The organism is Escherichia sp. HH26CH, from assembly GCF_009820205.1.
Lineage (GTDB): Bacteria > Pseudomonadota > Gammaproteobacteria > Enterobacterales > Enterobacteriaceae > Escherichia > Escherichia coli_F.
Window position 1 is genome coordinate 1 of record NZ_VNXM01000035.1, and the last position, 12,646, is coordinate 12,646.

The 12,646-nt window shown below is 52.2% G+C and carries 12 protein-coding genes; 5 read left to right on the top strand and 7 right to left on the bottom strand.

Translation table 11 applies throughout. From position 1 onward, the window contains the following. Window positions 1-293: 293 nt before the first annotated feature. Window positions 294-2,285: a transketolase gene (gene tkt / locus FQ015_RS11445; RefSeq protein ID WP_000098632.1), complete on the bottom strand. Its 1,992-nt coding sequence runs from the start codon at window positions 2,283-2,285 to the stop codon at window positions 294-296. Between the two features lie 277 nt (window positions 2,286-2,562). Here tkt and loiP point away from each other — a divergent pair, with 277 nt between their 5' ends. Beyond that, entirely contained in the window at window positions 2,563-3,321 is a 759-nt protein-coding gene (gene loiP, locus FQ015_RS11450; RefSeq protein WP_001299420.1) for a metalloprotease LoiP, read from the top strand. A gap of 141 nt (window positions 3,322-3,462) precedes the next feature. On the opposite strand, the gene speB is transcribed toward loiP, so the two are convergent. From speB to yqgD, 6 genes are all read right to left on the bottom strand, one after another. Next, window positions 3,463-4,383, bottom strand: a complete 921-nt coding sequence (gene speB / locus FQ015_RS11455) for an agmatinase (protein WP_000105566.1) — start codon at window positions 4,381-4,383, stop codon at window positions 3,463-3,465. A gap of 136 nt (window positions 4,384-4,519) precedes the next feature. Next, window positions 4,520-5,251 carry a hypothetical protein gene (locus FQ015_RS11460; protein ID WP_039021548.1) on the bottom strand — a complete coding sequence of 244 codons (732 nt, stop codon included), beginning with the start codon at window positions 5,249-5,251 and terminating at the stop codon, window positions 4,520-4,522. Window positions 5,252-5,396: 145 nt separating this feature from the next. Next, window positions 5,397-7,373 carry a biosynthetic arginine decarboxylase gene (speA, locus tag FQ015_RS11465; RefSeq protein ID WP_001352954.1) on the bottom strand — a complete coding sequence of 659 codons (1,977 nt, stop codon included), beginning with the start codon at window positions 7,371-7,373 and terminating at the stop codon, window positions 5,397-5,399. Window positions 7,374-7,381: 8 nt separating this feature from the next. Continuing rightward, a complete protein-coding gene (yqgB, locus tag FQ015_RS11470; protein ID WP_001360961.1) occupies window positions 7,382-7,513 on the bottom strand; it encodes an acid stress response protein YqgB in 132 nt (43 codons plus the stop codon). Window positions 7,514-7,606: 93 nt separating this feature from the next. Beyond that, window positions 7,607-7,750 carry a protein YqgG gene (gene yqgG, locus FQ015_RS24545; protein ID WP_001297404.1) on the bottom strand — a complete coding sequence of 48 codons (144 nt, stop codon included), beginning with the start codon at window positions 7,748-7,750 and terminating at the stop codon, window positions 7,607-7,609. A 110-nt stretch (window positions 7,751-7,860) separates the two neighbouring features. Then, complete coding sequence (gene yqgD, locus FQ015_RS24550) at window positions 7,861-8,112, bottom strand: protein YqgD (protein WP_001305310.1); 252 nt, start codon at window positions 8,110-8,112, stop codon at window positions 7,861-7,863. Window positions 8,113-8,167: 55 nt separating this feature from the next. Between yqgD and metK the strand changes: the two genes are divergently transcribed. From metK to endA, 4 genes are all read left to right on the top strand, one after another. Beyond that, window positions 8,168-9,322, top strand: coding sequence for a methionine adenosyltransferase (gene metK, locus FQ015_RS11480; protein WP_001062128.1), 1,155 nt, complete (start codon window positions 8,168-8,170; stop codon window positions 9,320-9,322). A 485-nt stretch (window positions 9,323-9,807) separates the two neighbouring features. Continuing rightward, window positions 9,808-11,202: a galactose/proton symporter gene (galP, locus tag FQ015_RS11485; RefSeq protein WP_001352953.1), complete on the top strand. Its 1,395-nt coding sequence runs from the start codon at window positions 9,808-9,810 to the stop codon at window positions 11,200-11,202. A 76-nt stretch (window positions 11,203-11,278) separates the two neighbouring features. Next, entirely contained in the window at window positions 11,279-11,776 is a 498-nt protein-coding gene (locus FQ015_RS11490) for a SprT family zinc-dependent metalloprotease (RefSeq protein WP_115738241.1), read from the top strand. Window positions 11,777-11,870: 94 nt separating this feature from the next. Next, the gene (gene endA / locus FQ015_RS11495; protein WP_000286512.1) at window positions 11,871-12,578 is read left to right on the top strand and encodes a deoxyribonuclease I; all 708 of its coding nucleotides are present in this window, start codon (window positions 11,871-11,873) and stop codon (window positions 12,576-12,578) included. Window positions 12,579-12,646: the final 68 nt, after the last annotated feature.

Genomic DNA, 12,646 nt, shown 5'->3' on the forward strand with positions numbered 1-12,646 from the left:
GGGGTTTTAATAACTGGCTCAAAGCTGAAAGCTTTCCGGAACCCCCAGCCTAGCTGGGGGTTTTCTGTGCACAAAAAAAGGGCCGCTTTCGCGGCCCTTGAGACTGATGGCAAAGGCAAAACTGCCTGATGCGCTACGCTTATCAGGCCTACATACTTCCTGCAATATATTGAATTTGCACGATCTTATAGGTCAGATAAGGCGTTCACGCCGCATCCGACATGAACAACGCGCACTTTGCCAATAATCTGAAGGGCCGCTTTCGCGGCCCTTCTCACAAAGCATCTTACCGATTACAGCAGTTCTTTTGCTTTCGCAACAACGTTGTCAACGGTGAAGCCGAACTCTTCAAACAGCAGCTCTGCCGGAGCAGATTCACCGAAGGTGGTCATGCCGACGATAGCACCGTTCAGGCCAACATACTTGTACCAGTAGTCAGCAATGCCAGCTTCCACCGCAACGCGTGCAGTAACCGCTTTCGGCAGTACAGACTCACGGTAAGCCGCATCCTGCTTGTCGAATGCGTCGGTAGACGGCATGGAAACCACGCGCGCTTTCACGCCTTCAGCAGTCAGTTTTTCGTAGGCAGCAACCGCCAGTTCAACTTCAGAACCGGTAGCGATGAAGATCAGTTCCGGCTGACCGGCACAGTCTTTCAGCACATAACCACCGCGCGCGATGTTTGCCAGCTGCTCTTCGGTACGTTCCTGCTGCGCCAGGTTCTGACGGGAGAGGATAAGCGCAGTCGGGCCGTCCTGACGCTCAACGCCGTATTTCCACGCGACCGCGGATTCAACCTGGTCACACGGACGCCATGTGGACATGTTCGGGGTCACGCGCAGAGAAGCGACCTGCTCTACCGGCTGGTGAGTCGGGCCATCTTCGCCCAGACCGATGGAGTCGTGGGTGTAAACCATCACCTGACGCTGTTTCATCAGCGCAGCCATACGTACGGCGTTACGTGCGTATTCCACGAACATCAGGAAGGTGGAGGTGTACGGCAGGAAGCCACCGTGCAGGGAGATACCGTTAGCAATCGCGGTCATACCGAACTCGCGAACACCGTAGTGGATGTAGTTACCCGCAGCATCTTCGTTGATTGCTTTAGAACCAGACCACAGGGTCAGGTTAGACGGTGCCAGGTCAGCAGAGCCGCCGAGGAATTCCGGCAACAGCGGGCCGAACGCTTCAATCGCATTCTGAGACGCTTTACGGCTGGCGATTTTCGCCGGATTAGCCTGCAGTTTAGCGATGAATTCTTTCGCTTTGGCATCGAAGTCAGACGGCATTTCGCCTTTCATACGGCGGGTAAATTCAGCGGCTTCCTGCGGATAAGCTTTGGCGTAAGCAGCGAATTTCTCGTTCCATGCGGATTCTTTCGCCTGGCCTGCTTCTTTCGCATCCCACTGAGCATAGATTTCAGACGGGATTTCGAACGGTGCATATTTCCAGCCCAGCTGTTCGCGGGTCAGGGCAATTTCAGCGTCGCCCAGCGGCGCACCGTGGGAGTCGTGCGTACCGGCTTTGTTCGGTGAACCGAAACCAATGATGGTTTTGCACATCAGCAGGGACGGTTTGTCAGTCACTGCGCGCGCTTCTTCTACTGCGCGTTTGATGGATGCCGCGTCATGACCGTCGATGCCGCGAATAACGTGCCAGCCGTAAGCTTCGAAACGCATTGCGGTGTCGTCGGTGAACCAGCCTTCAACGTGACCATCGATAGAGATACCGTTGTCATCGTAGAACGCAATCAGTTTACCCAGCTTCAGCGTACCCGCCAGAGAGCAAACTTCATGGGAGATGCCTTCCATCATGCAGCCGTCGCCCATGAAGGCGTAGGTGTAGTGGTCGACGATGTCGTGGCCCGGACGGTTAAACTGCGCCGCCAGCGTTTTTTCTGCAATCGCCATACCGACTGCATTGGCAATACCCTGACCCAGCGGACCTGTAGTGGTTTCCACACCAGCGGTGTAACCCACTTCCGGGTGGCCCGGAGTTTTGGAATGCAGTTGACGGAAGTTTTTCAGTTCTTCCATCGGCAGATCGTAACCGGTGAGGTGCAGCAGGCTGTAGATCAGCATGGAGCCGTGGCCGTTGGACAGCACGAAGCGGTCACGGTCAGCCCAGGACGGATTCTGCGGGTTGTGTTTCAGGAAATCACGCCACAGGACTTCGGCAATGTCAGCCATACCCATAGGGGCACCCGGGTGACCGGATTTGGCTTTCTGTACTGCGTCCATGCTCAGCGCACGAATAGCATTGGCAAGCTCTTTACGTGAGGACATTTTGACTCCAGATCGGATGATGAAGGGCACGCCCTTAACGACTTGACGACAGCGCGTTTTGGGCTACGCCGGAAAATTTGCCAACAATTTACCGCAAGCCGCGCGTCATGTACATGGAACATCCTTTTGCCGCTTCAGAAATCTCTGGATCATGCTCGCATGTTGCGCAATCTGCTCGCCCGTCCGCTGCGCTTTTCCTTATACTGAGACTGAGCATCGATTCACCTGCAAACGGTGCATTTTTAGAATAATCCTGACCTTGTGCGGAAGAGAAAACATGAAAATTCGCGCCTTATTGGTAGCAATGAGCGTGGCAACGGTACTGACCGGTTGCCAGAATATGGACTCCAACGGACTGCTCTCATCAGGAGCGGAAGCTTTTCAGGCTTACAGTTTGAGTGATGCGCAGGTGAAAGCCCTGAGCGATCAGGCATGTCAGGAGATGGACAGCAAGGCGACGATTGCGCCAGCCAATAGCGAATACGCTAAACGTCTGACAACTATTGCCAATGCGCTAGGCAACAATATCAACGGTCAGCCAGTAAACTACAAAGTGTATATGGCGAAGGATGTGAATGCTTTTGCGATGGCAAACGGCTGTATCCGCGTCTATAGCGGGCTGATGGATATGATGACGGATAACGAAGTCGAAGCGGTGATCGGTCACGAAATGGGGCACGTCGCGTTAGGCCATGTGAAGAAAGGGATGCAAGTTGCATTAGGTACCAACGCCGTGAGAGTCGCGGCAGCCTCTGCGGGCGGGATTGTCGGCAGTTTATCGCAATCACAGCTTGGTGATCTGGGCGAGAAATTAGTCAATTCGCAATTCTCCCAGCGCCAGGAAGCAGAAGCCGATGATTATTCTTACGATCTTCTGCGCCAACGCGGCATCAGCCCGGCTGGTCTTGCCACCAGCTTTGAAAAACTGGCGAAACTGGAAGAAGGCCGCCAAAGCTCAATGTTTGACGACCATCCGGCATCCGCCGAACGCGCCCAGCATATTCGCGATCGTATGAGCGCGGATGGGGTTAAGTAAAGCCTGGTGGTGCCGAACGTAGGTCAGATAAGGCGTTCACGCCGCATCTGACATGAATGACACATTTGTTACCCTGTCCGCAATGCCGGATGCGATGCTGACGCATCTTATCCGGCCTACGGGCGACATCGCATCTGGCGCTTACTCGCCCTTTTTCGCCGCCTGAATATACAGCATCTCCAGCGCCAGCGTCGCTGCTGCCAGAGCGGTGATTTCCGACTGATCGTATGCCGGAGCCACTTCCACTACGTCCATCCCAACGATGTTGAGATCTTTCAGGCCGCGTACCAGTTTAATGGCGCGATCGGAGGTCAGGCCGCCAATCACCGGCGTACCGGTGCCCGGCGCGAAAGCAGGATCCAGGCAGTCGATATCAAAGGTCAGGTAAACTGGCATATCACCTACAATCTGTTTCACCTGGGCGATAACGTCATCCACGCTGCGATCGTTCACCTGGCAGGCGTCCAGTACGGTAAAGCCGTTGTCTTTATCAAACTCGGTACGAATACCAATCTGTACGGAGTGATTCGGGTCGATCAGACCTTCTTTCGGCGCGGTATAGAACATGGTGCCGTGGTCAAATTCACAACCGTTCGCATAGGTATCGGTGTGGGCGTCAAAGTGTACCAGCGCCATTTTGCCGAAATGCTTCGCATGAGCACGCAGCAGCGGCAGGGTAACAAAGTGGTCACCACCGAAGGAGAGCATACGCTTACCGGCAGCCAGCAGCTTTTCAGCATGCGCCTGCAGCTTCTCGCTCATCTCACGAGCATCGCCGAAGGCATACACCAGATCGCCACAGTCCACCACATTCAGACGCTCGCGCATGTCGAAATTCCACGGGAAGCGGTTGTGTTCCCAGGCCAGATTCGTCGAAACCTGACGGATCGCCGCCGGACCGTGGCGTCCACCCGCACGACCAGAAGTGGCCATATCGAACGGCACGCCGGTAATTACCCAGTCGGCGTCGCTGTCGTACGGCTGGAAGTTCATCGGCAGGCGTAAAAAACCAAAGGCGTTAGAAACCAGTGAGTTATCGTATTGATGACCTAAGGTGCTCATGGATGGACTCCTATTACAAAGTCGATATAAAAAAAACCCTTCCGCGTCGTTAGGCCCGACGAGGAAGGGTTGGATTTGCGAAACACAATTTTGTGCTAATTATCGCCTTAAATGGGCGAAGCATCAAGCGAGGTTACTATTTCCGACACGGTGGCGGCGCATAGCCATTGTTATCTGCCGGGAAGGCTTGTCCAGAGCACGGCGGCAGCGTGTTTTGCGCCGGGCCTTGCAATTCGAAAGCTGCAAAGCCAATTACACCGGTATTACGCACATCGCCTTGCGCCGAATTGGCTGCGTAGGAATCAGCAACGTTGGCGAACTGAAAAGCCGCTTCGGTATGTTTATCTTTGCGGAATCCTTTAATCGCCAACGAATCCCCGGCATTCACAATATAGCCGTTGTTATTCAGAGAACCTTGTTTACCATTGAGAACATCCAGGCCATCAACTGTCGCAACGATCTCGTAGTTGGTGTTACGACTGTAATTGCGGACATATAATTGGTAATTCATTCCTACTCTGGCATGGACTATATAGCGTAGTTCTTTACCTGATGAATTATAAATCCGCGTAATAGGTAGAGAATTAAAATTACCATCGCGAATAGCATATTCAAGTTCGTTAATACGGATGCTATAAACGCGGTCGTAGCCGGAAGGAACATTAGTCGAATAACTAATAACGATCATCTCTGCCGGATCGCGCCAGGCTCGTTCAGCAGATACGCCCTGAACCGTTGAGTGCACATCCCCACCCCAGGCGGTGCCGACATTGCCCGATGCACTGCTATTATACTGCGCATTACTGGAACAACCGGCCAGCAGCACGACTAATGCCACCAACGCGCTACGTACTTTCCATTTTTTCATAACCGTTCCCTCTGCATTTAATTAATGCAGCGATTGTAGGGAGATTATTTAATAAGGAAAGCAGCTAAATTATTTTTAAGAATATATAAAAAGAAAGCGGGTCGATTTACATAAATAAATCGACCCGATAGCGGAATAATCTTAATTACTCATCTTCAAGATAAGTATAACCGTACAGACCTGCCTCGAACTCTTCCAGGAACTGTTGTTGCAGTTCAGCATCAAGATCGGTTTTCTTCACTTGATCACGGAACTGGGTTAACAGCGTTTTCGGATCGAGCTGTACATATTGCAGCATGTCCGCCACGGTATCGCCTTCGTCAGACAGTTCCACTTCTACGCTACCATCAGGGAAGACGAACACGTCAACCGCTTCGGTATCACCAAACAGGTTGTGCATGTTGCCGAGGATCTCCTGATATGCGCCGACCATAAAGAAACCGAGCATCGGCGGATTCTCTGGATCGTACTCCGGCATAGGCATTGTTGTGGCAATACCATCACCATCAATATAGTGGTCGATGGCACCGTCAGAGTCACAGGTAATATCCAGCAGCACGGCGCGGCGCTCCGGAACTTGATTCAGCCCTTCCAGCGGCAGAACCGGGAACAACTGGTCGATCCCCCATGCGTCCGGCATCGACTGGAACAGCGAGAAGTTGACGTACATTTTGTCCGCCATACGTTCCTGCAATTCGTCGATAATCGGGCGATGTGCGCGGTTTTGCGGATCCAGCTGCTTTTGCACTTCATGACACATGCTCAGATAAAGCTGCTCAGCCCACGCGCGTTCTTGCAGGTTGTAGGTGCCCGAAGAATAGCCGATATGAATATCGTGCAAGTCCATCTGGCTGTCATGTAACCACTCACGCAGAGAACGGCGAGTTCCCGGTTCGTGCATCTCCTGCCAGGTTTCCCACATGCTTTGCAGCGCGCGCGGCGCGTCTTCTGCTGGCGCGGTCGGCACCGTGTATTCGTTACGTTCCACGCCGATGATATTCGACACCAGCACGGTGTGATGCGCAGTCACCGCACGACCTGATTCGGTGATTACTGTCGGATGCGGCAGACCATTTTCTTCACACGCATCGCCAATCGCCCAAATGATGTTGTTGGCGTATTCATTGAGGCCGTAATTCACTGAACAGTCGGACTGCGAACGAGTACCTTCATAGTCCACACCCAGACCGCCGCCGACATCAAAGCACTGAATATTGACGCCCAGCTTGTGCAGTTCCACATAGAAACGCGCGGATTCACGAACGCCCGTGGCGATATCGCGAATATTCGCCATCTGCGAACCGAGGTGGAAGTGCAGCAGTTGCAGGCTGTCGAGACGTCCGGCTTCACGCAGGGTTTCAACCAGTTGCAGTACCTGAGTCGCCGCCAGGCCGAACTTCGATTTTTCCCCGCCAGAAGACTGCCATTTGCCAGAACCTTGAGACGCCAGACGCGCGCGCACGCCCAGACGAGGAACGACATTCAGACGTTCTGCTTCATCCAGCACAATGGCGATTTCTGACATCTTCTCAATGACCAGATAGACCTTATGGCCCATCTTCTCGCCAATTAATGCCAGGCGGATATATTCGCGGTCTTTATAACCATTGCAGACGATGACGCTACGGGTCATGCCAGCATGCGCCAGTACCGCCATCAACTCAGCTTTGGAACCGGCTTCCAGGCCCAGCGGTTCGCCCGAATGAATCAGGGATTCAATCACGCGGCGGTGCTGGTTAACTTTGATCGGGTAAACGAGGAAGTAATCGCCGTTATAGCCGTAGGATTCCCGCGCACGTTTGAACGCGGCGTTAATGGAACGCAAACGGTGCTGCAGGATCTGTGGGAAACAGAACAATGCAGGCAGACGCTGACCCTGTGCTTCACGAGTTTTCACTAACTGCGCGAGATCGACGCGAGCTTCCGGGACGTCCGGGTCCGGGCACACGCTAATGTGACCCAGCTCGTTAACGTCATAATAGTTATTGCCCCACCAGGCAATATTGTAAGTACGCAGCATCTTGCTGGCTTCCTGGGAGCTCATTGCAACCTCCTGCATGGAGCGTAGTACACCGTGTTCGCCCGCTGACGAAGGCAAACCCATAGACATGTCGTCAGACATAGCGAACCTCAAATTATTTTATTAAGTGTAAAACAGTTAACGACTATCGCAGCCTGGGACTGCGATAACAACCCATAAGCACACGGATTTTCCAGCAAAGTATGCTGACGCTCCGACTGCGCAACCGGTTTCTTTTTCATAACATTATTAAACACATAACCGAACGTAAGTGTGACAGTTCGGCGAAACCACGAGAAAACTCTTGTTTTTACAAGAGCGCCCTTGTTCAGTCCTCAGTAACTGTAACCAGCTCTTGAATCCTGAGAAGCGCCGAGATGGGTATAACATCGGCAGGTATGCAAAGCAGAGATGCAGAGTGCGGGGAACGAATCTTCACCAGAACGGTGAGACAGGTTAAGCAGCAGACAACGGTTCATTATTTCGTATCACCTCCACGGCCGCCTGTTAAGACGAACCCACAAGCCAAAACTCTGATTTCAACCCGGCTGGAAGTGGCAACACGAAAGAAACGTCGTGTGCTTTTTATTTAAGCCGCGCGCCGCGTTTTATACCCCACAATGGCAGAAAATTGCAAAAGATAAATACGCAGAATGCCAGCATTGTCAGGAAAAATTTCCAGCCACGTTTTTAACAGAATGAGACACGATTCAAAAAAAAGTGGAAATTGGGTGAAGAACTGACCTAAAATAGCCATCCAGATGTTAATCCATCCATACCGATTAACACTCAGACTGCCAGTGTTTTTAACCTGCAGAGTCGTGGTAGGATCCGCTACCACAGAAAATCCACACAACAGTTTGAGCTAACCAAATTCTCTTTAGGTGATATTAAATATGGCAAAACACCTTTTTACGTCCGAGTCCGTCTCTGAAGGGCATCCTGACAAAATTGCTGACCAAATCTCTGATGCCGTTTTAGACGCGATCCTCGAACAGGATCCGAAAGCACGTGTTGCTTGCGAAACCTACGTAAAAACCGGCATGGTTTTAGTTGGCGGTGAAATCACCACCAGCGCCTGGGTAGACATCGAAGAGATCACCCGTAACACCGTTCGCGAAATTGGCTATGTACATTCCGACATGGGCTTTGACGCTAACTCCTGTGCGGTCCTGAGCGCTATCGGTAAACAGTCCCCTGATATCAACCAGGGCGTCGACCGTGCCGATCCGCTGGAACAGGGCGCGGGCGACCAGGGCCTGATGTTTGGCTACGCAACCAATGAAACCGACGTGCTGATGCCAGCACCTATCACCTATGCACACCGTCTGGTTCAGCGTCAGGCTGAAGTACGTAAAAACGGCACTCTGCCGTGGCTGCGCCCGGACGCGAAAAGCCAGGTGACTTTCCAGTATGACGACGGCAAAATCGTTGGCATCGATGCTGTAGTACTTTCCACCCAGCACTCTGAAGAGATCGACCAGAAATCGCTGCAAGAAGCGGTAATGGAAGAGATCATCAAGCCGATTCTGCCCGCAGAATGGCTGACTTCCGCAACCAAGTTCTTCATCAACCCGACCGGACGTTTTGTTATTGGCGGCCCGATGGGTGACTGCGGTCTGACTGGTCGTAAAATTATCGTTGATACCTACGGCGGCATGGCACGTCACGGTGGCGGTGCATTCTCTGGTAAAGATCCATCAAAAGTGGACCGTTCCGCAGCGTACGCAGCACGTTATGTCGCGAAAAACATCGTTGCAGCTGGCCTGGCTGATCGTTGTGAAATTCAGGTTTCCTACGCAATCGGCGTGGCTGAACCGACCTCCATCATGGTGGAAACTTTCGGTACCGAGAAAGTGCCTTCTGAGCAGCTGACCCTGCTGGTACGTGAGTTCTTTGACCTGCGTCCATACGGTCTGATTCAGATGCTGGATCTGCTGCACCCGATCTACAAAGAAACCGCAGCATACGGTCACTTTGGTCGTGAACATTTCCCGTGGGAAAAAACCGACAAAGCGCAGCTGCTGCGCGATGCTGCCGGTCTGAAGTAATCTTTCTTCACCTGCTTTCAAAGGCCAGCTTCGCGCTGGCCTTTTTCTTTTCCAGAGAAATGCCTGATGCGCTACGCTTATCAGGCCCACAACCGCTGTCACATGTAAGTGGATAAGGCGTTCACGCCGCATCCGGCAAAAAAAACCGCCTGCACAATAACATCATTCTTTCTGAACACGTTTTACCCTCAAATCATCACCACGACTGAAACCGATTACACCCACTACACCAGCCAAATATTTGTAATATTTTCATATTATTATTCAGTTTTCACAGCTGTTACATTTCTTTTCAGTAAAGTCTTAATTGCAGATAACAGCGTTTAATCTATGATGATATAACTCAATTATTTTCATGCACTTAAATCATAACTAAGATAAATGTTAGTGTAAGCGATTACACTGATGTGATTTGCTTCACATCTTTTTACGTCGTACTCACCTATCTTAATTCACAATAAAAAATAACCATATTGGAGGGCATCATGCCTGACGCTAAAAAACAGGGGCGGTCAAACAAGGCAATGACGTTTTTCGTCTGCTTCCTTGCCGCTCTGGCGGGATTACTCTTTGGCCTGGATATCGGTGTAATTGCTGGCGCACTGCCGTTTATTGCTGATGAATTCCAGATTACTTCGCACACACAAGAATGGGTCGTAAGCTCCATGATGTTCGGTGCGGCAGTCGGTGCGGTGGGTAGCGGCTGGCTCTCCTTTAAACTCGGGCGCAAAAAGAGCCTGATGATCGGCGCAATTCTGTTTGTTGCCGGTTCACTGTTCTCTGCGGCTGCGCCAAACGTTGAAGTACTGATTCTTTCCCGCGTTCTGCTGGGGCTGGCGGTGGGTGTGGCCTCTTATACCGCACCGCTGTATCTCTCTGAAATTGCGCCGGAAAAAATTCGCGGCAGTATGATCTCGATGTATCAGTTGATGATCACTATCGGGATCCTCGGTGCTTATCTTTCTGATACCGCCTTTAGCTACACTGGTGCATGGCGCTGGATGCTGGGTGTGATTATCATCCCGGCAATTTTGCTGCTGATTGGTGTTTTCTTCCTGCCAGACAGCCCACGTTGGTTTGCCGCCAAACGCCGTTTTGTTGATGCCGAGCGCGTGCTGCTGCGCCTGCGCGACACCAGCGCGGAAGCGAAACGCGAACTGGATGAAATCCGTGAAAGTTTGCAGGTTAAACAGAGTGGCTGGGCGCTGTTTAAAGAGAACAGCAACTTCCGCCGCGCGGTGTTCCTTGGCGTACTGTTGCAGGTAATGCAGCAATTCACCGGGATGAACGTCATCATGTATTACGCGCCGAAAATCTTCGAACTGGCGGGTTATACCAACACCACCGAGCAAATGTGGGGGACAGTGATCGTCGGTCTCACCAACGTACTCGCCACCTTTATCGCAATCGGCCTTGTTGACCGCTGGGGACGTAAACCAACGCTAACGCTGGGCTTCCTGGTGATGGCTGCTGGCATGGGCATACTCGGTACAATGATGCATATCGGTATCCACTCTCCGTCAGCGCAGTATTTCGCCATCGCCATGCTGTTGATGTTTATTGTCGGCTTTGCCATGAGTGCCGGTCCGCTGATTTGGGTACTGTGCTCCGAAATTCAGCCGCTGAAAGGCCGCGATTTTGGCATCACCTGCTCCACCGCCACCAACTGGATTGCCAACATGATCGTTGGCGCAACGTTCCTGACCATGCTCAACACGCTGGGTAACGCCAACACCTTCTGGGTGTATGCGGCTCTGAACGTACTGTTTATTCTGCTGACACTGTGGCTGGTACCGGAAACCAAACACGTTTCGCTGGAACATATTGAACGTAATCTGATGAAAGGTCGTAAACTGCGTGAAATCGGCGCTCACGATTAATCTCCTCTGGCTTCCTCCCGTCGCGGAGGAAGCCACCTCTTGCAGTCATCTTTTCTTCGCTCTATCCTCTGCCGCTATGAAAACATCCCGTCTCCCTATCGCCATCCAACAGGCCGTTATGCGTCGCCTGCGGGAAAAACTCGCCCAGGCCAACCTGAAGCTGGGGCGTAACTACCCGGAGCCAAAACTCTCTTACACCCAGCGCGGAACCTCTGCCGGAACAGCCTGGCTGGAAAGCTATGAAATTCGCCTCAATCCCGTTTTGCTGTTGGAAAACAGTGAAGCTTTTATTGAAGAAGTGGTGCCACACGAACTGGCACATTTGCTGGTATGGAAACATTTCGGCCGCGTAGCGCCACATGGCAAAGAGTGGAAGTGGATGATGGAAAACGTGCTTGGCGTTCCCGCTCGTCGTACGCACCAGTTTGAACTGCAATCCGTGCGTCGCAACACCTTCCCCTACCACTGCAAGTGCCAGGAACATCAGCTTACCGTACGCCGCCATAATCGCGTAGTTCGTGGCGAGGCCGTCTATCGCTGTGTTCATTGCGGTGAACAGCTGATTGCAAAATAACCACCTGAACTATCAGGAACTTTCCTGATCTGGCTGATTGCATACCAAAACAACTTTCGCTACGTTGCTGGCTCGTTTTAACACGGAGTAAGTGATGTACCGTTATTTGTCTATTGCTGCGGTGGTACTGAGCGCAGCATTTTCCGGCCCGACGTTGGCCGAAGGTATCAATAGTTTTTCTCAGGCGAAAGCCGCGGCGGTAAAAATCCACGCTGACGCACCGGGTACGTTTTACTGCGGATGTAAAATTGACTGGCAGGGCAAAAAAGGCGTTGTCGATCTGCAATCGTGCGGCTATCAGGTGCGCAAAAATGAAAACCGCGCCAACCGCGTAGAGTGGGAACACGTTGTTCCCGCCTGGCAGTTCGGTCACCAGCGCCAGTGCTGGCAGGACGGTGGACGTAAAAACTGTGCCAAAGATCCGGTTTATCGCAAGATGGAAAGCGATATGCATAACCTGCAACCGTCAGTCGGTGAGGTGAATGGCGATCGCGGCAACTTTATGTACAGCCAGTGGAATGGCGGCGAAGGCCAGTACGGTCAATGCGCTATGAAGGTCGATTTCAAAGAAAAAGTCGCCGAGCCACCAGCACGTGCACGCGGAGCCATTGCGCGCACCTACTTCTATATGCGTGACCAATACAACCTGACACTCTCTCGCCAGCAAACGCAGCTGTTTAACGCATGGAACAAGATGTATCCGGTTACCGACTGGGAGTGCGAGCGCGATGAACGCATCGCGAAGGTGCAGGGCAATCATAACCCGTATGTGCAACGCGCTTGCCAGGCGCGAAAGAGCTAACCTACACTAGCGGGATTCTTTTTGTTAACCCCTACCCCACGCGTACAACCGCGTGGGGAGACGACGCG